Here is a 25122-nt window from a genome sequence, read left to right as displayed (position 1 = left end):
TCCGGATACACCGCCGCCGGACGGCAGACGGCCCGCTGTCCTGTATTGTCCCGTTGGCCGGCCGGGGTTTCGCCCGAACCGCGAAAAGCGTGCGGCTGTGGGCCCGTGGGGTGTATGGGGTGTGGGAGACGGCAGCGGCGACGGGTCACCGGAGCGCGGGCCCCGGCTCGGCGTACGAACCCTCGCCGAGCCTGGACTCGTTTGCCTCAGCCCGCGGAGGTGGTCACCCAGCTCGAACAGCTGGCGATATGGATGTACTGGTTACCCCACTCGCCCCAACAGGCCCGGTACTGCACGGTGTCCTGCTCGGGGAAGTTCCGGTTGACGACGGTCCAGCCGTTGTTGGCGCCGTCGATGTCCCAGTCATCCCCTTCCCGGCCGCTGGAGCTCTTCCACTGGAGCACGGCCGAATGCCCGTCGCCCTTGGTGTCCATGATGTAGAAGTAGTCCCCGTAGGACTTGAAGTACCCCTTCCCGGCACCCCCCGCGGCGTAGGCCATGGGCCCGTCGGCCTGAGCCGGAGTGGCAAGGGTGAAGGCAAGCGCCGCGGCCCCGAAGACAGCCGTCCCGGCCCGTGCCAGTGCGCGTAAACCAGATGTCCTCATGATCGTGTCCCTTCACGACAGATGACGTCGTCCTGGTCTCCGGACGGGCGCCATATGGTTCCCGTCCAGGACTTTCAAACGTAGGACCGCGCGCTCACGGCGACAACGCCCGTCCCGGGCACACCACGGCATTTCGGCCACCCCAGACGGAACTCGGTTTTCAGTCGCGGGCCGGGGCGATGGCGTGAGACCCGGCCTCCGCCGGTTTCCTGTTAACCGCCACCGGGCTCGCGGCGCATCCGTATGCCGAGGTCCGTCGCGCGGTGGCGGCCAACGAGGCGACGCCACCGGCCGTACTGGCGGCGCTGCTCACCGGCGAGGGCCTGCCACCCGCACAGCGGTGCCTGGTCTGCGACCGCGAAACGGTGCCGTTCGCGCACGATCCGCACTGCTCGCGACTCGACTGCGATCTTCCGTCCGGCGCCTCCTGCGACGGCTCCCACGAGTCCACCAGGCACGACATGCAACAGATGGCCATCCGAAACCCGGCCACACCCACCGAAGCCGTCGTCGGCTTCGTCGACCACCCTTCGCTGTTGCTCCGCTGGGCGCTCGCCGACCGTCCCGATCTGCCGTCGGAGGTCTGCGCTCGGCTCGCCGTGGATTCGAATCCCGGTGTTCGAGCCGACCTCGCCGAGAACCCGGCGATCGACGAGGCCCTGATCCGCGTGCTGGCCACCGACCGTGACCACGAAGTACGACGCAGGCTCGCCCACAACCCACTCGTACCGCTCGACGTGCTGACGCACCTGGTCGGCACTACCAGGGTCGGCGCCACTCTGCTGCCACGGATCGCCTCGGCATCCCCCGACGAGATCCGGGAGCTGGCCGAATCACCGAGCCCGGCCGCGCGGATGCTCATAGCCCAGCGCCGCGATCTGCCGCCCGCTGTACGCGACGGCCTGGCCGCCGACGCGGACGCGAAGGTGGCCAAGTCCATCGCTCCGCACCCGGGCCTCTCGGAAGCCCGACTGCGCGCCATGCTCGACCGGCACGGAGTCCGGGTCGTCGCGAAGGTGGCCGCGAACCCGGACGCGACTCCGGCACTTCTGGAGGACCTCGCCCGGCACGAACCATCCGCACACAAGGCGTTCCGCGAGATCGCCCGGCATCGCAACGCGACGGCACCAGCGCTGCTCGCCTGCCTGGCGGAGGCACGGGCGAGACCTATAGCCGCCAGTCATGCGGCACTTCCGCCACCGATTATCGAAGAGCTGCTCACCGACCCCGACTGGCAGTTGGTGGAGGCGGCCGCCGCCAATCCCTCGCTGCCCCTCGCGGCCATGTCGGATCTGATATCGCGGCTGTAAGCCCCAGCCGTACACCAACTACTTCTTCTGGACGCAGATCCCGAACTTCCCGGCGCTGATCCGGCGCAAGGCGGCCCGGGGCTGCCGGGTGGGCTTACTCATCGGGGATCCCGACTCTGCCGTGACCCGGCAGCGGGACGTCCGATCCGGTCACACGGCCTGCCAGGGCCCTCACTGATCACGCTCTGGTGTCACGGCGGAGGAACCATCCGAACCACCGTGATCTTCACAATGTTCTCGGCGACGTAGTAGCGAATGAAGACGCCCGCGATGGTCGCCTCCCGACGGTCGCGCTCCCCGCCGACAGCCGTGGATCCATGGCCGTACGGGTCCCGGCCCAGCGTCGACGCCATCGCGGCCCGGAATCCGGCGGCCCCGGAGTACTGCTTGAGTGCTGACTCCGCGACTGGCGCGTACGCGATGGCATAGCGGCTCACGCCACCCCCCGGTTTTCCGCCTCCAGCCGTGCGAACTCCTCTTCGTCCTCCGGATCGGAGGCGAGTTCGAGGATCCAGTGCCGTACGACGTCGGCAACCGTCTCCACCGTGGCCCGGCCCAACTCCTCATCGAAGAGAAGCCTCTGCGCATCGGGCAGCGCGGCCCGGACGGCATCGACCGTGGTCGGCACGTCCACCCGCTCCTCATGGCGAACCGTCCATCGCGACGGCCCGGGTTCGGACATCTCTGGTTCCTCTCCTTGGGCTCCGGTGGAGCGCCTGCCGCCCGCCGGGGCGGGGCCAGCGTAGGTCGAGAGGCCCCCTCCGGTGGCGTATGAAGAAGGGGCGCGCGCGGCAGTTCAGGGGCGCATAGGCATATGCCCGCGAGGGAAGATCTCCCCTCCCAGCCGAAAACCGAAGCTAGCCTCTCGGCCATGAGCTGGGACGAAGGACGACTGCTGGCCCTGGAGATCGACGCGAACTACGGACTCGTCCCGGACGCGGTGCCGGGCAGAGCGACCCTGAGAGATCCGTCCCCGCTCGCGGTGTGGGCCTGGTCCCCGCGCGCACGGCTCCTGGCACTCGCGCCCGGACTCCCGCTCCCCGGCTCCCTCGACGGCATGGAGCAGGAGTACGTCCCCGACCGGCTGCCCGACGTCGTTCGGCATCTGGGCACGTCCCTCGAAGACCGGACCGTGTCCGTCGAGGGCGGCCCGTGTTGCGTCTTCCCGGACCGTCTCACCGTGCCGGAACCGGCTCCGTTGCCCGTCATCGCCTCCACCTCCGAAGGCCGGGACACCGCCCGGGATCTCGTACGGCCCGACAATTGGCAGCCCGGCGAGTGGGACGAGCTGATCGGCGGGCGGATGGGGAAGTGGGCGATGGCCGTTCACGACCGGGAGCCGGTCTCGATCTGCTTCACCCCGGCGTCCAACGCCACCGCCGCCGAGACCGGCATCTGGACCCGCCCCGACTGGCGCGGCAAACGCCTCGCGCCCGCAGTCGTAGCGGCTTGGGCGGAGCGTGAGCGCCGTACGCGGTCCGTGCTCTTCTACAGCACCACCGCCGACAACCACGCCTCCCGATCCGTCGCCCGCGCGCTCGGCCTCACGCCACTGGGCTGGATCTGGACCGCACGCTGTTGACGTCTTCGTCGGGGGTGGGTCCGGCGGTGTGACGGAGTACGCAGCGGGGACAGGCGTACAGCACGACGGGCGGCCCGCTCGTCCGCTCTATCACCCCGACTTCGACGGGTGCGCAGGTTCGTTGCCCGCATTGGACGCAGGTGGCGTCGACGGGCTCGGGCGCCTGGGAGAGCAGGGCGTCGCGGGTCATGGCGGGGTTCTCCACGGTTCCCCCGGCGGGCGGTCGGCGGGTCCGCCGGGGGAAGTCCTTCGTGCGGGGTGGATCAGTCCTCGGCCGTCGTCCGGGGCCGGTGGTGCTCGGCATCCCGGTGGCGCTGGAGGAGTACGCGGCAGTCGACGGCCAGGGACTGATCCCCCGCGGCCTTCGCCGCCCGCTCCTGCTCCACCAGCTCACGACAGAGCGTGCACCCGGCGGCGGCGGGGGCGGTGATGGGCTGCTCGGTCATCCGAGGTCCCCCTTGCTGGAACGCTCGTTGGCCTCAGCGACGGCCTCAGCGAGCAGCTCGGCCGTGGTAACCGGGCGGAGGTCGGCGGCGGGGACGTCCCACTCGATCCCGCCACCGATGGGCCGGAGCCAGTAACGGCCGTACGTACGGTCCATCACCCGGCCGACCTTGTCGCGGGTCGCATCGCGGGCGTTGCCGCCGATCTGCGGGGTCCAGTCAGGGGTGTTGTTGTCAGTGCGCATGGGTCCGCCCCCTCCGCAGCCGCGCCGTCTCGTTCTGCACCAGCCGCCGGAGGGCGGCGAGGGCCGTGATCAGAGTGTCCCGGTCACGGGCGTATCCGGTACGCGGCACCCAATCCGGCGCGAGCCCCCAGTAACCACCGGCCGCGATCAGAGCATCCAACTGGGACTCCCGGGCCGGACTGTGGACAACAACAGGCATGACCACTCCTCTCTGTAGCGTTCCCACTACGCGGAGCATCAGAGTCGCCTACAGTCGGAGTCTCCTCAACTTGCGTGAATTGCACGGATAGTTAGGTGGGAACGTTGAACAGGAAAGAACTCAACCCCGACGAGTCCCCGGGCGCCGCCTTCGGCCAACGTCTCCGCGCCTTACGGGACGAACGCGGCTGGACACAGGACGACCTCGCGGACCGAATGGGGTACTCCGGCACGCATATCTCCGCCATCGAAACTGGTCGGCGGTCTCCAACTGCTCGATTCGCGGCAAGTGCCGACAAGGCGTTCGGAACGGGCGACAAACTTGAGCGTCAGGGCCAGGCCGTGCGAAACAGCGCGATCCTGGAGGGGTTCCCGGAGTACGCCGCACAAGAGGCGCACGCGGTGGAAATCCGGATGTTCGAAGTGGGTATCGTCCCGGGCCTGCTTCAGACTCCTGAGTACGCGCAGGTGCTGGCGGACGCCGACGTACGGCGAGGGTTGTTCACCGAACAGCAGGCTGAGGAACGGCTGGCACTCCTTGCACGACGACAAGCGTCCCTGGAGCGGACTCCCGCCCCGCTCGTGTACACGGTCCTGGACGAGAGCTGTATCCGGCGCCCCATCGGTGGCCCCAAGGTAATGGTCGCCCAGATGGACCGCCTGATCGAGTTCGCCGAGCAGCCAAATGCTGCCCTCCAAATCGCGCCGTACGGCATGGGAGAGCGGCGGTCCTTGGATCTCCCAGTATGGCTCCTGACCCTCGCAGATCGATCAACGGTGTCCTACGCGGAATCGGCCGCTCAGGGGCGGCTGGACAGGGATATTCGAATCGTCGTACGACTGTTGACGGCCTACCATCAGCTACAGATTGAAGCGCTCCCCCAGGCCGCTACCGTGGCCATGATCGACCAGCTACGAAAGGGCACACTGTGACCGAGCCGCAGTTCTTCACCTCCTCGTACAGCAACCACGGCGGTGCATGCGTCGAGGTCGCCGCCAACCTGGTCATATCTCACGGCACTGTCCCGGTTCGGGACTCCAAGAACCCCACCGGACCGGCCCTCGCCCTCCCCGCGCAGGCATTTTCAGCCTTCCTGACGGGCGTCAAGACCGGCGACTTCAAAGCCGTCTGACCCCGCCCTACGCTGAGCCGGGTAGCTCCACGACCGCTGCGAAAGAGGTCACTGTGATCGCACCCGCGTTCCTCAAGTCCTCGTACAGCAACCACGGCGGCGACTGCGTCGCGATCGCCGCCAACCTGGCCGACACGTACGGCATCGTGCCCGTCCGGGACACCAAACTCCCGGACGGGCCCACCCTCACCATCCCCACCCCCGCCTTCGCCGCCTTCCTCACGGGCATCAAGTCCGGCGAGGTGGTCTCGCCATGACGGCGTCACCCGACACCCTGGCGTGGATCAAGTCCTCGTACAGCAGCAACGGCGGTGCCTGCGTCGAGTGGGCCCCCGAACACACCGCGACAACCGGCGTCGTCCCGGTCCGGGACTCCAAGAACCCCACCGGACCGGCCCTCGCCATCGCCGCACCCGCCTTCGCCGCGTTCGTCAACGGCGTCAAGACCGACGGTCTTCGCGGCGTCTGAGCAACCGCCCCGTTCAACTGTCGCCGTCGACCAGCCCCCGCAGCAGTTCCAGCCCTTTCGGCCAGTCCCCCAGACCGCTGTCCGAGTTGATGTGACCCCGGCCCTCAAGAACGAGGGCCCGCGTCTGCCAACCCTTCGCGAGGGACAGGGATGTCTCCGCGTCGCAGTACGGATCGTCGTCACTGGCCACCAGCAGGCTCGGGCCCGGCAGGGGAAGGGCCTCCAGATCCACGAACGTCCGGGCCGCGTCGCGCGGGAAGCGGGGGTCATGGGTGTCGGGCGGGGCGACCAGGAAGGTCGTCACCGCGTCGGGGCGGGTCTCCCGGAGCCAGTGCGCGACCGCCCAGCAGCCGAGGCTGTGTGCCACCAGCGCCACCCGGTGGTCGCGCCCGGCGGCGATCTCGTACGCGGACTGGATCGCGGCGACCCAGTCCGGCAGATCGGGCTCGCTCCACGACGCCGGGGCGGTCCGGACCGCCGAGGAGCCCCATCGCTTCTCCCACCGGCTCTGCCAGTGGCGCTCGTCGGAGCCGTAGATCCCGGGGATGATGACGTACGCGACCATCGTCTGTCGCCCTTTCCGTCTCGGGCCCCGCCGATACGGGGGCGCCTCGGGGCGATTCTCGATGGAACGGCGACGGAATCGGGCCCCCGCAAGCGATCTCAAAGAAAGTGGGGGCGACAGCGATGGAATCACTCGACCCGATCGACCGGGCCATCCTGGAACTCCTCCAGAACGACGGCCGTCTCACCGGCGCGGAGGTCGGCCGCCGCGTCGGACTCTCCCAGCCGGCCGCCGCCGCCCGCATCCAGCGCCTGGAAAAGCTCGGGATCATCACCGGCTACCGGGCCGTCGTCGCCCCGGCCGAGGTCGGTCTGAACATCCATGCGGTGATCCGGCTCCGTACCACCCCCGTACGGCTCGCTCCGGCGCTCGCCCTGGCCGCCGGGACCCCCGAGATCGTCTCGACGTACCGGATCACGGGCGAGGAATGCCTCCTGCTCGACGTCCACTGCTCGCACGCCGAACGCCTCGAACAGATCGTGGACTCCCTGGCCCGGTACGGACCGGTCTCCACGTCGCTCGTCCTGCGCAGCTACCCGCCGAAGCCACTGCCGACGACACCACCGGCCTCGTCCTGAGCCGCCCGCCGCCCGGCGGCTAGATCAGCGACGGCAAGATCCCCGATGCCCAGTTGCCGAGCCAGAACGCGGCGGTCGAGGGGTGGTCCTGTCCTTCGGTCGAGCCGTCGTGCAGCAGATATTCGGTGGGAGCGATGTAGCCCTCTCCCGGCGCAAGGCGGATGCGGTGAACCTGGATCGTCTGCCCGGCACCCACGTGCTTTCGGTAGTCGTCGGTAGCGGGATACCGGTACATGTAGTCCTCGGGATACACCGCCCGGCACACAGCTTGCGCGTCGAGCGTGCCGACGATGAGGTACCGGGTGCCCGGCCCCAGGTTCAGGGCGAGGCGCCGCCGACCTCCGGGTTTCTTCCCGTAGATCAGTTTGTCCCAGTTGTCGAGGTGCAGGCCGATCAGTCTGCCGTCCCGGTAGTTCTCCGTCGTCGTTGCCGTGCCGGGCCCGGAATGAGTCTGCCCGAGGTAGTGCGCATCGTCGTCGCCCAGCGGTTTCGCCAGATCTTCCAGCCCCTTGTCGCTCGGAGCAGGTGGGCGGACGATCTCCACCAGTGTCGTAGCCCGTGTACCGGGCCGGGCGGCCAGCGAGAGGGCATCCGCCTCCGTGAGCGGCTGCCACGGGCCGGAGGGGACCACAGCCCCCTCTTCGTATGCCGGATCCACGTTCACCGTGTGAACCGTGGCCGTCTCGCACCGCTCCCGCAGTACGTCCAGGTCGTTCAACGCGATGTGCAGGGGCACGTGGGCCTCCTGTTCAGTCGTCTCCGATGGTGATGTCGAGTTCGTTCACAAGGGCCTGGGCAAGGTCCATTTGCTGCCCCGGGTCGATCCGGACCTTCGCCAGGTTGGTGACACCCCGGATCCGCGAGAGGTCGTTACCCCGCAGATCGGTGTCCCGGTACCGGCCGCCCCCGAACTCGGTCAGTCCGAAAACGCATTCCGAGAACACCGCACCGGACAGGTCGCAGTCGGTGAAAGTGGCCTCGGTGAAGACGCAGCCGACGAAAGCGACGGGGCCGGTGGCCCGGACCCTTTCGAAGGCGGTGTAGTCGAAACGGCACTTCTCGAAGAGCACGTCGTCCAGGACCAGGTCGTCCATCGCGGCCCCCATGACCTTGCAGTCGCGGAAGTGGACCCGGGTGAGCTTGCTGCCGCGCCAGCGGACGGAACCGAGGTCGCTGCCGGTGACCTCGACCCCATGAAGGTCGACGGCGTCGAACTCCACGTGCTCCGCGCGGACGTCGCTGATTCTGCCGGTGAGGAGTTGCGCATCGGCGAGGACGAGTGCGCGCAGGCCCATGTCCCCGTACGCAAAGTCCTGCACAGTGCCACGAGGGCTGTCCAGCGAATCGACCCTGGTCAGGTACAGGCCAGGTTCGTCGAGGTCGGGAGTGGTCACTGTGGTGTGGCCGAAGGTACGGCTGGCCATGGTGCTCCTTCAACGCGGTACCGAGACCGCCCGCCATCGCCGACGGGCGGCCCCATCGGACTACTTCTTCTTCCAGTTGTCCCAGGTGGGACGGTTGTCGAAGACGGGCGTGGGGTTGTCCCAGGTGGGACGGTTGTCGAACGGACCGCTGTTGCGCGGGGCGGGTCCGGCCTCCAGGAGGGATGCGAATCCCGGGGCCGAGTTCATCACGAGCCCGATGGCGTCAGGGGCGGTGCGCACGGACATGTCGCGTCACTCCTTCGATCAAGGCGATCTTGGCGGTGGTGCAGTACCGGGTCCTGGTTCCGTCGAAGCGGCCGTCGTGCTCGAAGTACCTGTTGGCCGCGTGGGCTCCTCCGCAGAACGCGAAGGTGGGGCAGGTGGCGCGGCAGGAATCCACACCGCTCCAGAATTCGGTGATCCAGGGGGTGCGGTGTTCGGCGTCGGACACGAGGACATCCAGGTTGGTCCTGATCACATTGCCGGTGGTGAAGTCGCCGAAGCGAGCGTCGGTGAACCCGGCGAGCTCCGGAGAGAGCATGACCACACCACCGTCGTAGGCGACGGTGGGCATGGGATCCCAGAGGGCTGAGGCCGGTGCCGGGGACGTGACACGGCGGCCCAGGACCGCACCGACGAAGTCGAGTACGCGGTCCACCTCGCGCAGCCGGATGACCGGATTGGCCCGCCAGGCGTCCACCAGAGCGGCCCAGAATTCCGTTGCCCGTACGGGATCGGCGCATTTCACGCCCCGGTTGACTCCTTCTTCCTCCTCGACATTCACTCCGAGGGTGGTCACGCCCAGGTCGGCGAAGAAATCGTAGAACCGGCTCGCCTTCTCCGGAGCAGGGTCGGAGACGACCGCGATGGCGGAGAACGGGATCCCGTGGCGGCGTAACCGTTCTACGCCGCGCATGATGACGCGGAAGCCCGGGCGGCCGGCGACGGTCAGCCGGTGGGTGTTCATGTCCTCGGGCCCGTCGATGCTGATACCCGTACGGATCCGGTGTTCCAGCAGGAACTCGCACCACGCGTCATCGATCAGGGCCGCATTGGTCTGCACGGAGTGCTCAATGCCCTCGAACGGCGCCATGAGGGCGGCCCAGTGCTCGCGTCCGGCCGCCAGCGGCTCCCCGCCGTGCCATACGACCTCGAACCTCGGGTTCGTCCTGGCCCACTCATTGACAGATCCGGCCACGGCTTCGGCCACCTCTACCGACATGAGGTGCTTCGCCTTTCGGAACGGCAGATAGCAGTACGCGCAGTCCATGGGCAGGCACTGCGTGGTCGGTTGCATGATCACTGATCCGGGGATGCGAGCGAGCCGGGTAGGCATCGTGCTCCTCTCCATGCCGGGTGCAGGGCCGACTCGAGGCCGTCGGCGGCCGTGGTCCACTCCGTATTCCGCAGGGCTGCGTCAGTATGCGACGCGGCCCGTGCTCCGGATGCTCGACCACCTTGGCGGGCCGGGAGTCCCGCGGCCACTACGGCGTCCTATAGGGCCGTCCTATATTTCGGTGATGGAGCCGGAGCCGAATGTGTGGGCACACCCCGGGCTGCGCGCAGCCGCCTCAATGGAGGACTGGCCGGTACTGCTGAAAACCTGGCGCAAGCTCACCGGCAGCAGCCAGAGCAAGCTCGGTGCCCTCGTGGGTCTCGCGCAGCCGGATGTCTCGGCGATCGAGAACCGGCGGCGCACGGTGACGTCCGCCGAAGTTCGGCAGCGAATCGTGCTCGGCCTTGGTGTCCCTCTTGAGCTACTGGGTGTGCGGCGCGACGAACTTCCCATGCCGTCGCTCGTGCTGCCCGGGGTGGTGTCCGATACCGACGTGGAGAGGCTGATCGCCATAAGGAAACGCGGACTGCGCCTGGATGCCGCCTCGCTCGACGCGATGGACGCCTTACTGGCCGCGCATCGCCGGGCAGAGGACACCGTGGGATCACGCTCGATCGCCCCGTTGGTGACCGCCCAGTTCGAGGAAGTGGCCGCCCTCTACGACCAGGCCCGGGGACCGTTGGCGGATCGCGTGGTCAGGCTGCTGGCCGAGTACGCGCAGTTCCTGGCCTGGATGGCGCAGGACCAGGACAACGCCCCGGTGGCGCTGGGGTGGTTCGACCGGTCCTACGACTGGGCGCTGGAATCCGGGTACGGGGACATGGCGGCCACCACCATGAGCATGAAGGCACACCTGGCGTGGTCACGGGGTCGGGGACGGCGCTGTGTCCGGCTCGGCGAGGCCGCCGCGTCGACGGCGGGAGCGAGCGACGCCACGAGGGCCATGGCTGTCCAGATGGCCGGACGCGGGCACGCTCTCGAAGGCGACGCCGGTGACGCGTACCGCAGGCTGGACGAGGCTCAGCGGATCATCGGGGCGGCATCGGACGCGCCACCGTGGCTGTACTTCTACGGGGAGTCGTGGTTCGCCGCACAACGCGGTATGGCCGACCTGCATCTGAAGGAATGGGCGAGCGCGACCGGGAACCTGACAGCCGGATTGGCGGGATTCGCTCCCGCTTATCGCAGGGACCGGGCCTGGTACGGGTCCTGCCTGGCCCACTCGTACGCGGGCGCCGGAGAGGCGGAGGCCGCGCTCTCCGCAGCTCTGGGCGTGTTGCCCGACGCCTCCGAGGTCGGCCGCCCTCACGCATGGGGAGAACTGCGCAGAGTGGCGGGGATCCTGATCCGCCGGAGGGCCTCCGAGGGCCGGGAGCTGTTCGATGCTCTGGCGGCACTGGACTGAGCCCGGAACCTCCCACCGCCGCCCACGAAAGACGAACCGGCAGACGACGCCTCCGGACGAACCCCGAGCCTCTACCGCCCGGGGCGACCACCCGGTCCGGAAACCCGGAGTCGCCGAACCTCGGTACACCTCATGGTTGTTGACGGAAACACGGAAACCATAGGTTGTGTGTCCATGACCACCGGGCCTGATGGCTATCCGCCCCGCACCCACCCGCTGCCGCCCTACCAAGGCCCGCCGCCGCCCCGGCCGCAGCAGCCGCGTTGGGCGTGGTGGCTGGTCGGCATCGTCATACCGGTCACCGGAATCATCGTGACGCTGCTGGTGAGCGGCCGGGGATCGTCCTCGGGCAAGGAGCCGTCGGGCGCGGGCGGTACGGGGAAGGACACGGCGGCCACCACGACGGCGGCCCCGGAGAAGGGCACTCCGCCGAAGGTCCGGTTCTCGGGAGAGGTACGGATCAAGCTCACCAACGGCGGCGAGGAGATCGACCTCGACTCCGCGCCCCCGATCGTCGGCCAGAGCTTCAAGGGTGTGGACATCCACATCGGCGCCACCTCGGGCGACCCGACGATCGGTACCGAGGACAGCGCCCTGGTCCTGGCACCCCTGCCTCCCGGCTCCGGCCCGGTCCCCGGCGAGGCCGAATGTGCCGAGCGGATCGAGAAGAACGGCGGCTACCACTCCGAGCTGACCCGGGGCGCCCGGTTCTGCGTACAGACCCAGGACGGACGCACCGTCTACGTACGAGCCGTAGCCGCCCCGGCCAACGGCCCCGTCCGGCTCGCCGTGACCGTCTGGGAGCAGCCGGACTAAAGCGTGTTGCGGAAGTGCCGACTCCTCCGCACGACGCGATGTCTGATTGCCGCCAGCAAGATCCTCCTGTGGTGACCATGCTGGCGGCATGACGATGTCACCCCATACGCAGTCAGCAACAGTTCTCGCCGGCATGTACGCGGCTGAGGCGGAGTACCTGGCGGCAGGAGGCCCCGGCGAGGCTTCGTTCGACCTGCTCGCCCCCTTCTTTGCGCCGGATGTCGAACTGCATCAAGCAGATGCTCTGCCCTATGGAGGCACTTGGCGTGGACACAAGGGCATGACGCAGTTCTTCCTAAAAATGGGAGAGGCGTGGGAGTCGTTCGACATGGTGGAACAGGAGTTTCTTGCCACCGGTGAGACTGCGGTCGTGCTCACACAGGTCCGTGCTCGCGCTCGCGCGACCGGCCACGAACTCAACTTCCCGATTCTGCAAGCGATCACGGTCAAGGACGGGAGGATCACCAAGGTCCGTCCGTTCTACTGGGACACGCAGGCTATCGCCGACGCCTGCGCCGTGCCCACACCATCAGACTGAGGCCGACAACAAACCCGCCGTTCACAGCCGTTCGTTGAGGACTGCCATCAGCACGGTCGCCTCGTAGCGGACGGCCGGCTTGCCGTACCTCGTGGCCACGGCCCGGTGCCGAGACCTGCCTCACCCGTCCACAACCTCCCGGGGCAATACACCCAGCGCGTTCGGGGGGACTGTCAGTGGGTCGTGTCAGCATCGTGGCACGGTGGTCGTGGGGACGGTCGCCGGCCGGTGCGGCCAGGGGGCCGGGGGCAGCCGGGGCGTGAGGGGCGGGGCGTATGACGGTCGACGGCGTCGGTGAACGGGTGGCCGCGGCCCGGCGGCCGGGGACGCCGCCGGAGCGGTTGCGGGAGCTGGCGGAGCCGGATCCCCGGATCGCCCGGATCGTCGCCTCCAGGATCGGGCTGCCGCCGGAGCTGGCCGACGAGTTGGCCGGATGGGCGGCGGACCGGGGCGAGGCGTGGTGGGGGGTGACACGCGCGCTGGCGGCCGAACCCGCCGCCCCCGCCGCCCGGCTGGCCGGGTACGCGACGCACCCCGACGCCTCGGTGCGCCGGGTGGCGGCGGTGCACCGGAACACTCCGCGCCGGGCGCTGAAGAAGCTGGCCGGGGACGGGGAGACGGCGGTCCGCCGCGCCCTGGCGGGCCGGGAGGAACTGCCCAAGGGCCTCGTCAGGCGGCTGGCGGGCGACGCGGCGGGGGACGTCCGGCTGACCGTGGCCCGCAGGACGGACACGGACCCGGCGGTGCTGCGGTCGCTGGCCACCGACGAGGACCCGAGGGTCAGACGGGTGGTGGCCGCCCTCGGGCAGGGGGGCGGCGCGGAGTTCGACGACGAGGACCCCGTGGTACGGCGGAACGCGGTGCGGCGGGCCGGGCCCGAGGTGATCGCGCCCCTGGTGGCCGCCCTCGCCCGCGACCTGGACCCGGAGGTACGCGCGCTGGCGGCCGAGCAGTGCCGCAACCGGGACCCGCTCGCCCTCTCTGTCTTCGCCGGCGACCTGAACGCCGGGGTCAGACGGCGCGCGGCGGCCAACCGGTTCACCCCGGTGATATCGCTGATCTCACTCGCGGACGACGACGACCCCGAGGTACGGAACGCACTCGCCGAGAACGCCGACGCGCCGCCCGAGGCGCTGGCCCGGCTGGCGGACGGTCTGCTGGAGAGATGGCACCCCGACGACCCCGACACCGGTTCTCTCGGCCTCGGCAAGCGCCCGCTCGTGTTCGCCCTGCTGGACCACCCCGCGACACCGCCCGGGACTTTGCGCCGTCTGTACGAACGCGGGCCGTCCGGATTCCAGCAGGGCAATGCCGTCAGCGGGCCCAACTGGCCGCCGGAGCTGATGGCCCGCTTCGCGCTCGACTACTGCGCCGGCCTGCTCGACGGCGAGGCGGAACGCGCCAGTCATACGGCGATCGGCCGCGCCCTGGGCACGGCACCGGTCGAGGAGGTGCTGACCGCGATGGTCCACAGCCCCGTCTACTGGCTGCGGGGCGCGGTCGCCAACCGTCATGTGCCGCCCGGGGTGCTCGCCGACTGCGCCGGGGAGGTGGACCGGGGCGAGCGCACCGACCACGTCGAAGCCCTGGCGGCCAACCCCGCCCTGCCGCCCGAGGTCCAGGTCCGCTGGGCCCGCGCGGGCCTTCGGGTCTACAACCTGCTGCGCAACCCCGAGCTGTGCGAGGCCGCGCTCCTGGCCCTGGCGGACGGGCCCGACCAGTACTGGGCCGAGGAGGCCCGGCTGGCACTGGAGGTCCGGGAGCACCGGACCGGAACGGATGAGACGTGCTGACCCTCTCCACCTGGCGGGCCCGGTTCGATCCGCTGTCCGACGCCCCGGCCGTCGCCCGGCGGACCGGCGGACAGATCGCCGGTCTACTCGCCCAGAACTACGGCTGGTACCGCCATGAGGGAGACCTGGTCCTGCCGGAGGACACCGATCTGGACGTCTCGTTGGTCGTGGACGGCGACTTGGTGGTGCACGGCTTCCTCGACGACTGGGTCTCCGGCACGGGCATGCTGGTCGTGCTCGGCGATCTGGTGCTGCGGGACCTGGTGTCCTGGGGCTCCGTCCACGTCACCGGTGACCTGCGGGCCCACGGCATCGTCCACTCCGTCTACAACGACCATGTCTTCGAGGTCGGCGGCGCCGTGCACGCGCGGGCGCTGGTGCTGAGCGACAAGAGCGCCGACTACCGCACCGGGGAGGTGGAGGCCGAGATCGACCCGTACTACCCGACGCGGGCCCAGTTGCGGGCGGCGCGCGGCATCCTGGTGCCCCAGGTGTACGACGGCTGGCGCCGCCGCGCCGCCGAGGGCAGACCGCCGAAGCTCCGCCGCCCCTCCTACGACCGCGTACGTTCCCGGCTGCACCGCGACAAACCACTGTTCCGGGAGGACCCGCCGACGGCCACCGGAAGCCGCCCCCGTCACTGACGGCCGCCGCCCGCGCGAGGGCCCGGACGCGTCCCGCCCGCCCGGTGCGCGGCAACGCACCGGGCGGACCGAACCGGGCCGGGGTCAGCGCCGGGCAGAGGCCGGGCTCAGCCGGGGCGGATGTCGCCCTGGCCATCGGGCGGGAATACCCGCGTGACGCGCCGAGTTGATACCGGGGAGCTTCTTGTGGCGCGGCACGACTGGGCGAGTGGGCGGACGGGGGGAGTGCTGTGATCGAGCTGGGAGCCATCGCGGGGATCGGTCTGGTGGCGTTCGGGATGGTGATGACGCCCGGGCCGAACATGATCTATCTGGTGTCCCGTTCCGTTCTCCAGGGGCGTACCGCCGCGATGATCTCGCTGGGCGGGGTCGCCGTCGGGTTCGTGGTCTATCTCGTCGCCGTGTCCGCCGGGATCGCCGCCGTGTTCGCGTTGGTGCCGGAGATCTATCTGGCGATCAAGCTGGCGGGGGCGGGGTATCTGCTGTGGCTGGCCTGGAAGATGATCCGGGCGGGTGGCCGGCCGGCCGCCGCGAACCGGGAGCTGACCCCCGACCGGCCGCTGAAGCTCTTTCTGATGGGGCTGCTGACCTGTCTGCTCAACCCCAAGATCGCCATCCTCTATATATCCCTGCTGCCGCAGTTCGTCGATCCGGAGCGGGGCAATGTCGCGTTTCAGGGTCTGGTGTTGGGGCTGACACAGATCGCGGTCGGGGTCGCGGGGAACGCGTTCTTCATCGTGACCGCCGGTTCCGTCGCCGGGTTCTTCGCCCGAAATCCCGTCTGGCAGCGCGTGTACAGCTATGCGATGGGGACCGCGTTGGCGGGGTTCGCCGTACGGATGGCCACCGACCGGTCGAGCGCGGCGGTCGCCCTGCGCTGACGGCGGGTCGCCCCTCGGCGGCGCTCGACACATCGCGGTCGGTGAACACGGCCTCGGTGAGGACACGGCCGGCGAAGAGGACGGGGCCGGTGGCCCGGACCTGTTCGAAGAGTACGTCGTCCAGGGCGGGCGCCCGCAGGTTCATGCCCTCGTACGAGAAGCGGGGCCGTCCGGCGAATCGACCCCGGTCGGATACAGGCCGGGCTCATCGGGGGGGGGACCCCTACGCCTTCTCCTCCCGCTCCACCACCAGCCTCAGCAACCGCACCAACTCCTCGCGTTCCTCGAAGGTGAGCGGTGCGCAGAGGTCGTCCTGGATGCCGGTCAGGACCGCGCCGAGGGCCGCGAGGCGGGCGGCGCCCTCCGGGGTGAGGGTGACGACGTTGCGGCGGCGGTCCGCGGGGTCGGGGGTGCGGGCGATCAGGGACTGGGGTTCCAGTTCGTTGAGCGCCGCCACCACGTCGCTGCGGTCGATCCCGGTACGGCGGGCCAGTTCCGCCTGGCTGGCCGGACCGTGTTCGGTGAGGGCCGCCAGCAGGCGGTAGTGGTAGCCGCGGGCGTCGACCGCCGCGAAGCCCTCCGCCAGGAGCCGGTGGTGGTACGCGCCCGCCTGGCCGATCAGCCAGCCCGGCATGGTCCGCAGCCGGGTGAGCGGCGCCGGGTCGCCCTTCGTCGTCATGGACGTCAGCCTACGGAACTGTTGGTCGGACCCACAATCCGCTATCGTTGGGCGCGCCAACATTGGCAGTGCCAACAATAAGGGGGAGAATCATGATCAAGCCGTTCCGGATCGCCGTCCCGCAGACCGCCCTCGACGATCTGGCCGACCGGCTCGCCCGGACCCGCTGGCCCGACGAGGTGGACGGCGCGGGCTGGGAGTACGGCTTCCCGCTGGCCCGGCTGAAGGAGCTCGCCGAGCACTGGCGGACCCGCTACGACTGGCGCGCCCACGAGGCCCGGCTCAACGAACTGCCGCACTTCACCACCGAGATCGACGGTCAGAACATCCACTTCGTCCATGTCCGGTCCCCGAAGCCGGACGCGCTCCCCCTCGTCCTCACCCACGGCTGGCCCGGGTCGTTCCTGGAGTTCCTCGACGTGATCGAGGAGTTGTCGCGGGACTTCCACCTGGTGATCCCGTCCATACCGGGATACGGCTTCTCCGGCCCCACCCGGGAACGCGGCTGGGACCTGGTCCGGATCGCCCGGGCCTGGGCCGAGCTGATGCGGCGGCTCGGATACCGGCGGTACGGCGCGCAGGGCGGCGACTTCGGCGCGGGGATCTCGCTGGCCCTCGGCTCCGTCGCACCCGAGCGGGTCGTCGGCGTACATCTCAACTATCTGCCGACCCCACCCGACCCGGACGCCGATATCGAGCTGTCGGCGGACGATCGGGCCCGGCTGGCGACGATCGAGGGGCTGATGGCGGCCCGGCCGCCCTATCAGGCGCTCCAGGCGCTCACCCCGCAGACCATCGGCTACGCGCTGACCGACTCGCCGGTCGGCCAGCTCGTCTGGATCGCCGAGCGGTTCGCGCACTGGACCGATCCCCGTACCCCGGTCGACGACGAACGGATCCTCACCGACGTCTCGTTGTACTGGCTGACCGCCACCGCCGCCTCCTCCGCCCGGCTGCACCACGACGCGTCCCGCGGGTCCGCCCGCTGCCCGGTCCCGGTCGGCGTCGCCGTCTTCGCCCATGACATCACCCGCTCCGTCCGGCCGCTGGCCGAGCGGCGCCACGACATCCGGCACTGGTCGGAGTTCGACCGGGGCGGCCACTTCGCCGCGATGGAGGTGCCGGAACTGCTCGCCGGCGACGTCCGGGCGTTCTTCCTCGAACAGAGGGAGAAGGCGGGGGAAGGGGAGGGATCGGGGGCCGCCGATTGAGGGCGGGGAGACGGACCGCCCGGGACGATACGTGGCGTACCCTCGCCGTCCTGGCTTCCCGGGGTACTCCGGCCTTGCCCCCGGGCCTACGATCGTGGTGTGAAAGCCCTGCCGGGCCGCAGTCCGGCAGCGTAGCTTTTACTGTCGAACCTCCCCCGCCCGTGCCCGACAACGCCCGCCGTCCCGTTCACACCAGCAATCACACCGCCAGCCACCGCAGAACCGTCGAGGGGTCCCGTGACCGTCCATCCCAGCCTCCAGACCTACGCCGATGCCTGGACCCACGCCGTCGAGTCGATAGCGGAGCTGGTGACGCCGCTCGTCGAGGGCGAGTGGAACCGGCCCACGCCGTGCCCCGCCTGGTCGGTCCGGGACGTGGTCTCGCATGTCATAGGGCTGGAGACCGAGTTCCTCGGGGACCCCCGGCCGATCCACACCCTGCCGCGCGATCTGTACCACGTGAAGAGCGACTTCGCGCGGTACATGGAGATGCAGGTGGATGTACGGCGGCATCACACGGCCCCCGAGATGGTCGCCGAGCTGGAGTACGTCCTGATCCGCCGCGCCCGTCAGTTGCGGAACGAGAACCGGGCGCCGGACGCGGTGGTCCGGGCGCCGCTGGGGGCCCAGCAGACGCTGGAGCTGGCGATGCGGATGCGGGCGTTCGACAGCTGGGTGCACGAGCAGGATCTCCGGGCGGCCCTCGGGCAGCCGGGGAATCTGGACTCGCCGGGCGCGCTGATCGCCCGGGACGTCCTGCTGGAGGCGCTGCCGAAGGTGGTCGCCAAGGACGCGGGCGCCCCGCCGCACTCGGCCGTGGTGATCGATGTCCACGGTCCGGTGGAGTTCCTGCGGACGGTCCGGGTCAACGCCGACGGGCGCGGCTCGGTCGACGGTTCGCCGTCGCTGGGGCCCGTGGTGTCCCTGGCCACCGACTGGGAGACGTACTACCGCCTGGCGTGCGGCCGGGTCCGGTACGGCGCCGTCGCGGACCGGGTGAAGATCGACGGGGACCAGGAGCTGGGCTCCGCGATCCTGGGCGCCTTCGCCGTCACCCCCTGAGGCGCAGGCCCCCGCCGGGGCGGAGCCGTAGACCCCTGATGCGGCCCTGATCCGGCCCGGATCCGGTGGCCGACAGCCGATGGCCGGTGTGCTCATGGTTCGGTGAGCCGTTGAATTCGGCCGTCACCGCCGTGCGCCGCTCGCGCGTGCCCGCGTCCTCCTCGCGGGGCACCCTCCCGCGCGAGCCCGTAAGCCCATACCCCCGTACGCCCGTGAACCCTTGAGCCGTGTCCCGTACCGGGAGAAGCGTTACGCCTCCGCCGGGACGTGGACCGCCTCCACCCTGCTCGCGACCAGCCGTTCCCGTTCGCGGCGGGCCGTACGGACCCGGAGCCGCAGGATCTGCGCGACTCCCAGCGCCTGGAGGACGAAGACACTGGCGAACGCGGTCCGGTAGTCGCCGCCGCTCGCGTCCAGCAGCAGGCCGACCGCCAGCAGCGTCGTCATCGACGCGGTGAAGCCGCCGACATTGACGATGCCCGACGCCGTGCCCTGCCGCTCCGGCGGGTTCGCCGGGCGGGCGAAGTCGAAGCCGATCATCGAGGCCGGGCCGCAGGCGCCGAGGACCGTACCGAGGACGATCAGCAGCCAGAGCGGGGCGCGTTCCCCGGGCCAGCCGAGGACCGTGGCCCAGACCGCCGCCGTACTCAGTACGGTGCCCAGCGCCAGCGGCAGCCGGGCCTTGTGGTGCCGGGCGATGATCTGGCCGAAGACCAGGCCGATCACCATGCTCACCAGCACGATCAGGGTCAGCAGCGCCCCTGCCGCGTCCCGGGTCAGGCCCTCGGACTCCACCAGGAACGGCAGGCCCCAGAGCAGCATGAAGACCATCGCCGGGAACTGGGTCGTGAAGTGGACCCACATCCCGAGCCGGGTACCGGGCTCGCGCCAGGAGTCGGCGATCTGGCGGCGGACGAACGCCGCGCCCCGGTGGCGGGCGGGCGCCGGTTCGTACCCCTCGGGGTGGTCCTTGAGGAAGCAGAGCACCAGGACCAGGACGACCGCCCCGGCGACCGCGCTGCCGCCGAAGGCCGCGACCCAGCCGAAGTCGGTCAGGAACCGGGAGAGCAGCACCGTGGAGATCAGGTTCCCGGCCATCCCGAAGAGCGCCGCGACCTGCCCGATCAGCGGTGCGCGCCGGGCCGGGAACCAGCGGGTCCCGAGCCGCAGCACGCTGATGAAGGTCATCGCGTCGCCGCAGCCCAGCAGGGCGCGGGCGGCGAGCGCCGTGCCGTAGGAGGGGGAGAGGGCGAAGGCGAGCTGTCCGGCGGTGAACAGGGCCGCGCCCATCGCCAGCACCTTTTTGGTGCCGAGCCGGTCGACCAGCAGGCCCACCGGGATCTGCATCCCCGCGTAGACCAGGAGTTGGAGGATGGAGAAGGTGGAGAGCGCGGAGGCGTTGACGTCGAAGCGTTCGGCGGCGTCGAGCCCGGCGACCCCGAGGGACGTACGGAAGATCACCGCGACGAAGTAGACGGCGACCCCGATGCCCCACATCACGGCGGCGCGGCGGCCACCGGGCGGGTCACCGGGCAGGGATATCGCCCCCGATGAGCCGGAAGTGCCGGAGGAGCCCGAGGAGCCGGAGGAGCCCGTCGGCCCCCCGGTCTCGGATGGTCCCGAGGAGCCCGGTGGGCCGGGAGTCGGCTGGCTCATCGGAGATCGCCCCTGGCCAGACTGTTGAACCAGCCGACATGGCGGTGGATCATCGCCGCCGCCGCGTCCGGGTCGCCGGCCCGCAGCGCCTCCAGGATCTCGCCGTGCTCGGCGACGTTCTTGGCGATCCGGTCGGGATGGGCGTGCATCACGGCCACGCCCATCCGGAGCTGGCGGTCGCGCAGCTGCTCGTAGAGCCGGGAGAGGATCGCGTTGCCGCCGCTGCGGACGATCTCCAGATGGAAGTTGCGGTCGGTGACGGCGACGGCGGCCAGATCTCCGGCCTCGCCCTGCCGCCTCTGCTGCTCCAGCAGCTCTTCGAGCCGGGCGATCAGCCGGGGCGACGCGGGTACGGCCTTACGGGCCGCGTGCTCCTCGACCAGCAGCCGGGTCTCCACCACATCGGCGATCTCCTGCGCCGACACCGGGAGGACCAGGGCGCCCTTCTTCGGGTAGAGCTTGATCAGCCCCTCGACCTCCAGCTTGAGCAGCGCCTCGCGGACGGGGGTCCTGGAGACGCCCACCGCGTCGGCCAGCTCCCCCTCGGTAAGCAGGGTGCCGCCCGCGTAACGCCGGTCGAGCACCCCCTGCTTGACATGGACGTACACCCGCTCGGCGGCGGGCGGTACGGGCGCGGGCGGGGCGGGCGGTACGGGCGCGGAAGACGTGGGGGCAGCGGCGGGTACGGAAGCGGGGGCGGCCATGCGCACAGCTTAGATACAACACAGACGCATGCCCAGAGGGTGTCCGAACGGCGAAACACGGCCACGGGGGACGGTTCCCGGACCCGGTCGGCAACTCCCCGGCGCATACAAGGGCACGGCCCGGTCCCCGGCGGGTCCGGCCGGGAACTTGTCGAAAAGAATTCCGTTGATTCGCGCATCCATGCGAACCGATCAGGCGTCTAACACCTCGACCCCTGGCGGCTCTTCGGCCACTCGGGTCCCCCCATTCTCGGCAAGACCCCAGATTTTCCTGACATTCGACGCATTCGCCCTTTTTCGGAGCGTTTCTTTTGATACTCAGCAGCGTGCGCGTGCGCAGAGCCGCCACCGTTGTCCTCACCAGCGGACTCCTGCTCGGTGCCTCCCCGCTCGCCGCGTCCTCCGCGACGGCGGCCCCGGCCGTGCCGACGATCAGCGCCAAGGGCGCCATCCTGATCGACAACGCCAACGGCAAGGCGCTGTACTGGAAGGACCGGGACACCCGCCGTCAGATGGCCAGCACGACGAAGATCGTGACCGCGGCCACCGTTCTGACGACGCCCAAGCTCGACCTCAATCGCAAGATCACCATCAAGAAGACCTATGTCGACTATGTGATCCGCGAGGGCGGCAGCTCCGCCCAGCTCAAGGTCGGCGACACCCTGACGGTCCGCCAGCTCCTCTCCGGGCTGATGCTGCCGTCCGGCTGCGACGCGGCCTACGCCCTCGCCGACACCTTCGGCACCGGCAGCACCACCGCCGCCCGGACCAAGTCGTTCATCGGCAATATGAACAAGAAGGCCGCCCAGCTCGGCCTGAAGAACACCAAGTTCGACTCCTTCGACGGCATCTCGCCCGGCGGCCAGAACTACACCACGCCCCTCGAACTGGCGAAGCTCTCCCAGCACGCCTTCTCCAACGCCACCTTCCGCGAGATCGTGAAGGCCCCGACCTACCAGGCCGTGGCGACCGCGTCGAACGGCAAGAAGCGCACGTACACCTGGAAGAACACCAACCTGCTGCTCGGCTCGTACAAGGGCGCGGTCGGCCTGAAGACGGGTACGGGCACGGCCGCCGGGCCCTGCCTGGTCTTCGCCGCCACCCGTAACGGCAAGACGTACATCGGCGTCGCCCTCAACGGCAAGGACCGCTTCAACGACGCGGCCAAGCTGCTGGACTACGGCTTCAAGTCGTCGTCCGCCAAGTCGATGAAGCTGCGGTCGCTCCCGGCGGACGCCCAGCGCGACTGATCCGGTCTCCGAACGACGGCCGAAGCCCCGTGACACTGTGCCGTGTCACGGGGCTTCGCCGTACGTACCGTCAGGCCGTCCGGAACCGGGCGCGGAACCGGAACCGGGCCGTCAGACCCAGGTGATCAGCCGCTTGGGCCGCTCCAGCACCGCCGCCACATCCGCCAGGAAGCGGGAGCCGAGTTCGCCGTCGACCAGCCGGTGGTCGAAGGAGAGCCCCAGCGTCGTGACCTGACGCGGCCTCACCTTCCCCTTGTGCACCCAGGGCCGCGGCTTGATCGCGCCGACCGCGAGGATCGCGGACTCGCCCGGGTTGAGGATCGGGGTCCCGGTGTCGACACCGAAGACACCGACATTGGTGAGAGTGAGCGTGCCGCCCTGCATCGCGGCCGGGGTGGTCTTGCCGTCCCGGGCCACCGTGACCAGCTCGCCCAGCGCCGCCGCCAGTTCGGGCAGCGTCTTGGCGTGCGCGTCCTTGATGTTCGGCACGATCAGACCGCGCGGGGTGGCCGCCGCGATGCCCAGATTGACATAGTGCTTCTGGACGATCTCCTGGGCCGCCTCGTCCCAGGACGCGTTGATCCCCGGGTTCCGCTTCACCGCGACCAGGACCGCGCGGGCGATCATCAGCAGCGGATTGACCCGGACCCCGGCCAGCTCCGGATCGGCCTTCAGCTGGTCGACGAGCTTCATCGTCCGGGTGATGTCGAAGGTGATGAACTCGGTGACGTGCGGTGCCGTGAAGGCGCTGCCGACCATGGCCGCCGCCGTCGCCTTCCGTACCCCCTTGACCGGGATACGGGTCTCCCGCGCACCGGCCGCCGCGACGGCCTGGCCGCCTACGGACACCGGCTCGGGCTCGGGTTCCGGTGCCGCGGCGGGCGCCGGGGCCTCGGCAGGCGGGGCGACGGCCGCGCGGACGTCGTCCCGGGTGATGATCCCGTCCGGGCCGGTCGGGGTGACCTCGGTCAGATCGACCCCGAGGTCCTTGGCCAGCTTCCGGACCGGCGGCTTCGCCAGCGGGCGGGCGCCGCCGGACCCGGCCGGGAACTCGCCCGGGGGCGGTGCGCCGTGGCCGTTCAGCTCACTCCGGACCGCCGCCGCCACGGCCTGCTCCGGCACCTGCGCGACAGGCGCGGACACCGTCGTCGTGGTGGCCGCCGGGGCCTTGCGCGGCCTGCGCCGGGTCGAGCTCTCCGCGACCCCGTAACCGACGAGTACCGGCTGCCGCCCCTTGGGCGCCTCCTCCTCCGGCTCCGAAGCCGAGTCCGGAGCCGCCGGGGTCCCGGTACGCGTCGCGGCGGGGGCCTCCCCCGAGGCGGCCCCGCCCGGTGCCACGTCCACCGAGATGATCACCTGGCCGACGTCGACCGTCGTGCCCTCCGGGAAGCGGAGTTCGCGCACCGTACCGTCGTACGGGATCGGCAGCTCGACCGCCGCCTTCGCGGTCTCGACCTCGCAGACCACCTGGCCGTCGGTGACCGTGTCACCGACCTGGACGTACCACTTGAGGATCTCCGCCTCGGTGAGTCCCTCGCCCACATCGGGCATCTTGAACTCACGGAAGCGGTGAGCGGTGTTCTCCGTCATGTTTCTCGGCACTCCCTCTTCCCTCAGTACGCCAGCGCGCGGTCGACGGCGTCGAGCACCCGGTCGAGACCCGGGAGGTACTCCTCCTCCAGCCGCGCCGGCGGGTAGGGGGCGTGGAAGCCGCCGACCCTCAGCACCGGTGCCTCCAGGTGGTAGAAGCACCGCTCGGTGATCCGGGCGGCGATCTCCGCGCCCGAGCCGTAGAACACGGGCGCCTCGTGCACCACCACCAGCCTGCCGGTCTTCTCCACCGAACGCTGGATCGCGTCGAAGTCGATCGGCGACATGGAACGCAGATCCAGCACCTCGACCGAGACGCCCTCCTCGGCCGCCGCCGCTGCCGCCTCCGTACAGACCTTCACCATCGGCCCGTACGCCGCGAGGGTGATCCGGCCGCCCTCCCGGACGACCCGGGCCTGGTGCAGCGGTCCGGGGATGGCCTCGGTGTCGACCTCGCCCTTGTCCCAGTAGCGCCGCTTCGGCTCGAAGAAGATCACCGGGTCGTCGGACTGGATGGCCTGCTGGAGCATCCAGTAGGCGTCGGAGGAGTTCGAGGGCGAGACGATCTTCAACCCGGCGACATGGGCGAAGAGGGCCTCCGGCGACTCGCTGTGGTGCTCGACCGCGCCGATCCCGCCGCCGTACGGAATCCGGATCACGATCGGCAGCTTGACCAGGCCGAGCGCGCGGGCGTGCATCTTGGCGAGCTGGGTGACGATCTGGTCGTACGCGGGGAAGACGAAGCCGTCGAACTGGATCTCGGCCACCGGGCGGTAGCCGCGCAGGGCCAGACCGATCGCGGTACCGATGATCCCGGACTCGGCGAGCGGGGTGTCGATCACCCGGTCCTCGCCGAAGTCCTTCTGGAGCCCGTCGGTGATCCGGAAGACCCCGCCGAGCTTTCCGACGTCCTCACCCATCACGAGGACCTTGGGGTCGTTCTCCAGCGCCGTACGGAGGGATTCGTTCAGCGCCTTGGCGAGGGGCAGTTTCTGGACGGCCACG

The 25122-nt window shown here is 70.1% G+C and carries 31 protein-coding genes and 1 pseudogene; 16 read left to right on the top strand and 16 right to left on the bottom strand.

Features of this window, described 5'->3' with window-relative positions; translation table 11 throughout:
• Positions 1–206: 206 nt before the first annotated feature.
• Complete coding sequence (locus tag ABZ714_RS09350; protein ID WP_358824545.1) at positions 207–605, bottom strand: hypothetical protein; 399 nt, start codon at positions 603–605, stop codon at positions 207–209.
• Positions 606–820: 215 nt separating this feature from the next.
• Between ABZ714_RS09350 and ABZ714_RS09345 the strand changes: the two are divergent.
• Positions 821–1915: pseudogene (locus ABZ714_RS09345) on the top strand (hypothetical protein); the annotation flags it as partial.
• A gap of 191 nt (positions 1916–2106) precedes the next feature.
• Here ABZ714_RS09345 and ABZ714_RS09340 read toward each other — a convergent pair.
• Entirely contained in the window at positions 2107–2352 is a 246-nt protein-coding gene (locus ABZ714_RS09340; RefSeq protein WP_358824544.1) for a hypothetical protein, read from the bottom strand.
• Complete coding sequence (locus ABZ714_RS09335; RefSeq protein ID WP_358824543.1) at positions 2349–2597, bottom strand: hypothetical protein; 249 nt, start codon at positions 2595–2597, stop codon at positions 2349–2351. Before ABZ714_RS09335 ends, ABZ714_RS09340 begins: the two co-directional genes overlap by 4 nt.
• Before the next feature lie 189 nt (positions 2598–2786).
• On the opposite strand from ABZ714_RS09335, the gene ABZ714_RS09330 reads away from it, so the two are divergent.
• Positions 2787–3497, top strand: a complete 711-nt coding sequence (locus ABZ714_RS09330) for a GNAT family N-acetyltransferase (RefSeq protein ID WP_358824542.1) — start codon at positions 2787–2789, stop codon at positions 3495–3497.
• A 263-nt stretch (positions 3498–3760) separates the two neighbouring features.
• Here the strand turns inward: ABZ714_RS09330 and ABZ714_RS09325 are convergent, their stop codons facing one another.
• From ABZ714_RS09325 to ABZ714_RS09315, 3 genes are read right to left on the bottom strand one after another with little or no spacing between them, the layout of a single operon-like run.
• Complete coding sequence (locus ABZ714_RS09325; protein ID WP_358824541.1) at positions 3761–3943, bottom strand: hypothetical protein; 183 nt, start codon at positions 3941–3943, stop codon at positions 3761–3763.
• Positions 3940–4185 carry a hypothetical protein gene (locus ABZ714_RS09320; protein WP_358824540.1) on the bottom strand — a complete coding sequence of 82 codons (246 nt, stop codon included), beginning with the start codon at positions 4183–4185 and terminating at the stop codon, positions 3940–3942. The genes ABZ714_RS09325 and ABZ714_RS09320 overlap by 4 nt, the downstream gene beginning before the upstream one ends.
• On the bottom strand, positions 4175–4384 hold the full coding sequence (locus ABZ714_RS09315; protein WP_358824539.1) for a hypothetical protein: 210 nt from the start codon (positions 4382–4384) through the stop codon (positions 4175–4177). Before ABZ714_RS09315 ends, ABZ714_RS09320 begins: the two co-directional genes overlap by 11 nt.
• A 104-nt stretch (positions 4385–4488) precedes the next feature.
• On the opposite strand from ABZ714_RS09315, the gene ABZ714_RS09310 reads away from it, so the two are divergent.
• The 4 genes from ABZ714_RS09310 to ABZ714_RS09295 are packed head-to-tail and all read left to right on the top strand — an operon-like array spanning position 4489 to position 5985.
• Entirely contained in the window at positions 4489–5316 is an 828-nt protein-coding gene (locus tag ABZ714_RS09310) for a helix-turn-helix transcriptional regulator (RefSeq protein WP_358824616.1), read from the top strand.
• Positions 5313–5516 (top strand): DUF397 domain-containing protein, encoded by a 204-nt coding sequence (locus tag ABZ714_RS09305; protein WP_358824538.1) that lies wholly within the window; start codon positions 5313–5315, stop codon positions 5514–5516. The genes ABZ714_RS09310 and ABZ714_RS09305 overlap by 4 nt, the downstream gene beginning before the upstream one ends.
• A 53-nt stretch (positions 5517–5569) precedes the next feature.
• Entirely contained in the window at positions 5570–5773 is a 204-nt protein-coding gene (locus tag ABZ714_RS09300; protein ID WP_358824537.1) for a DUF397 domain-containing protein, read from the top strand.
• Positions 5770–5985 (top strand): DUF397 domain-containing protein, encoded by a 216-nt coding sequence (locus tag ABZ714_RS09295; protein ID WP_358824536.1) that lies wholly within the window; start codon positions 5770–5772, stop codon positions 5983–5985. Before ABZ714_RS09300 ends, ABZ714_RS09295 begins: the two co-directional genes overlap by 4 nt.
• Before the next feature lie 13 nt (positions 5986–5998).
• On the opposite strand, the gene ABZ714_RS09290 is transcribed toward ABZ714_RS09295, so the two are convergent.
• On the bottom strand, positions 5999–6550 hold the full coding sequence (locus ABZ714_RS09290; RefSeq protein ID WP_358824535.1) for an alpha/beta hydrolase: 552 nt from the start codon (positions 6548–6550) through the stop codon (positions 5999–6001).
• A 122-nt stretch (positions 6551–6672) separates the two neighbouring features.
• Here ABZ714_RS09290 and ABZ714_RS09285 point away from each other — a divergent pair, with 122 nt between their 5' ends.
• Positions 6673–7128, top strand: coding sequence for an Lrp/AsnC family transcriptional regulator (locus ABZ714_RS09285; protein WP_358824534.1), 456 nt, complete (start codon positions 6673–6675; stop codon positions 7126–7128).
• 19 nt (positions 7129–7147) lie between these two features.
• On the opposite strand, the gene ABZ714_RS09280 is transcribed toward ABZ714_RS09285, so the two are convergent.
• From ABZ714_RS09280 to amcB, 4 genes are read right to left on the bottom strand one after another with little or no spacing between them, the layout of a single operon-like run.
• On the bottom strand, positions 7148–7864 hold the full coding sequence (locus ABZ714_RS09280) for a hypothetical protein (protein ID WP_358824533.1): 717 nt from the start codon (positions 7862–7864) through the stop codon (positions 7148–7150).
• A 13-nt stretch (positions 7865–7877) separates the two neighbouring features.
• Positions 7878–8552, bottom strand: a complete 675-nt coding sequence (locus ABZ714_RS09275) for a pentapeptide repeat-containing protein (protein ID WP_358824532.1) — start codon at positions 8550–8552, stop codon at positions 7878–7880.
• Between the two features lie 60 nt (positions 8553–8612).
• The gene (amcA, locus tag ABZ714_RS09270) at positions 8613–8798 is read right to left on the bottom strand and encodes a multiple cyclophane-containing RiPP AmcA (protein ID WP_358824531.1); all 186 of its coding nucleotides are present in this window, start codon (positions 8796–8798) and stop codon (positions 8613–8615) included.
• Positions 8776–9849, bottom strand: coding sequence for a cyclophane-forming radical SAM peptide maturase AmcB (gene amcB / locus ABZ714_RS09265; protein ID WP_358824530.1), 1074 nt, complete (start codon positions 9847–9849; stop codon positions 8776–8778). Before amcB ends, amcA begins: the two co-directional genes overlap by 23 nt.
• Positions 9850–10072: 223 nt before the next feature.
• On the opposite strand from amcB, the gene ABZ714_RS09260 reads away from it, so the two are divergent.
• The 6 genes from ABZ714_RS09260 (at position 10073) to ABZ714_RS09235 (ending at position 15965) form a co-directional block, all read left to right on the top strand.
• Positions 10073–11293 (top strand): helix-turn-helix transcriptional regulator, encoded by a 1221-nt coding sequence (locus ABZ714_RS09260; RefSeq protein WP_358824529.1) that lies wholly within the window; start codon positions 10073–10075, stop codon positions 11291–11293.
• A 168-nt stretch (positions 11294–11461) separates the two neighbouring features.
• The gene (locus ABZ714_RS09255; RefSeq protein ID WP_358824528.1) at positions 11462–12109 is read left to right on the top strand and encodes a hypothetical protein; all 648 of its coding nucleotides are present in this window, start codon (positions 11462–11464) and stop codon (positions 12107–12109) included.
• An 88-nt stretch (positions 12110–12197) separates the two neighbouring features.
• The gene (locus ABZ714_RS09250) at positions 12198–12647 is read left to right on the top strand and encodes a nuclear transport factor 2 family protein (protein ID WP_358824527.1); all 450 of its coding nucleotides are present in this window, start codon (positions 12198–12200) and stop codon (positions 12645–12647) included.
• A 275-nt stretch (positions 12648–12922) separates the two neighbouring features.
• The gene (locus ABZ714_RS09245) at positions 12923–14440 is read left to right on the top strand and encodes a hypothetical protein (protein WP_358824526.1); all 1518 of its coding nucleotides are present in this window, start codon (positions 12923–12925) and stop codon (positions 14438–14440) included.
• Complete coding sequence (locus ABZ714_RS09240; RefSeq protein ID WP_358824525.1) at positions 14434–15084, top strand: hypothetical protein; 651 nt, start codon at positions 14434–14436, stop codon at positions 15082–15084. The genes ABZ714_RS09245 and ABZ714_RS09240 overlap by 7 nt, the downstream gene beginning before the upstream one ends.
• Before the next feature lie 230 nt (positions 15085–15314).
• Positions 15315–15965, top strand: coding sequence for a LysE family translocator (locus ABZ714_RS09235; RefSeq protein ID WP_358824524.1), 651 nt, complete (start codon positions 15315–15317; stop codon positions 15963–15965).
• A gap of 223 nt (positions 15966–16188) precedes the next feature.
• On the opposite strand, the gene ABZ714_RS09230 is transcribed toward ABZ714_RS09235, so the two are convergent.
• The gene (locus ABZ714_RS09230) at positions 16189–16644 is read right to left on the bottom strand and encodes a MarR family transcriptional regulator (RefSeq protein WP_358824523.1); all 456 of its coding nucleotides are present in this window, start codon (positions 16642–16644) and stop codon (positions 16189–16191) included.
• A gap of 92 nt (positions 16645–16736) precedes the next feature.
• On the opposite strand from ABZ714_RS09230, the gene ABZ714_RS09225 reads away from it, so the two are divergent.
• Both ABZ714_RS09225 and ABZ714_RS09220 read left to right on the top strand, forming a co-directional pair.
• Positions 16737–17855, top strand: a complete 1119-nt coding sequence (locus tag ABZ714_RS09225; protein ID WP_358824522.1) for an epoxide hydrolase family protein — start codon at positions 16737–16739, stop codon at positions 17853–17855.
• A 237-nt stretch (positions 17856–18092) separates the two neighbouring features.
• Positions 18093–18917: a maleylpyruvate isomerase family mycothiol-dependent enzyme gene (locus ABZ714_RS09220; RefSeq protein WP_358824521.1), complete on the top strand. Its 825-nt coding sequence runs from the start codon at positions 18093–18095 to the stop codon at positions 18915–18917.
• A 249-nt stretch (positions 18918–19166) separates the two neighbouring features.
• Here ABZ714_RS09220 and ABZ714_RS09215 read toward each other — a convergent pair whose 3' ends face one another.
• Together ABZ714_RS09215 and ABZ714_RS09210 are read right to left on the bottom strand one after the other, a co-directional pair.
• Positions 19167–20414, bottom strand: coding sequence for an MFS transporter (locus tag ABZ714_RS09215; protein ID WP_358824615.1), 1248 nt, complete (start codon positions 20412–20414; stop codon positions 19167–19169).
• A 155-nt stretch (positions 20415–20569) separates the two neighbouring features.
• On the bottom strand, positions 20570–21277 hold the full coding sequence (locus tag ABZ714_RS09210; RefSeq protein ID WP_358824520.1) for a GntR family transcriptional regulator: 708 nt from the start codon (positions 21275–21277) through the stop codon (positions 20570–20572).
• Between the two features lie 332 nt (positions 21278–21609).
• On the opposite strand from ABZ714_RS09210, the gene ABZ714_RS09205 reads away from it, so the two are divergent.
• Positions 21610–22527: a serine hydrolase gene (locus ABZ714_RS09205; RefSeq protein WP_358824614.1), complete on the top strand. Its 918-nt coding sequence runs from the start codon at positions 21610–21612 to the stop codon at positions 22525–22527.
• A gap of 111 nt (positions 22528–22638) precedes the next feature.
• Here ABZ714_RS09205 and ABZ714_RS09200 read toward each other — a convergent pair whose 3' ends face one another.
• On the bottom strand, positions 22639–24117 hold the full coding sequence (locus ABZ714_RS09200; protein ID WP_358824519.1) for a dihydrolipoamide acetyltransferase family protein: 1479 nt from the start codon (positions 24115–24117) through the stop codon (positions 22639–22641).
• A 23-nt stretch (positions 24118–24140) separates the two neighbouring features.
• Entirely contained in the window at positions 24141–25121 is a 981-nt protein-coding gene (locus ABZ714_RS09195; protein ID WP_358824518.1) for an alpha-ketoacid dehydrogenase subunit beta, read from the bottom strand.
• Position 25122: the final 1 nt, after the last annotated feature.

Origin of the sequence: Streptomyces sp. NPDC006798, from assembly GCF_040635975.1 — a bacterium.
Lineage (GTDB): Bacteria > Actinomycetota > Actinomycetes > Streptomycetales > Streptomycetaceae > Streptomyces.
Note: the sequence above shows the minus strand (reverse complement) of the source record. Positions and strands in the feature narration are given on the sequence as shown.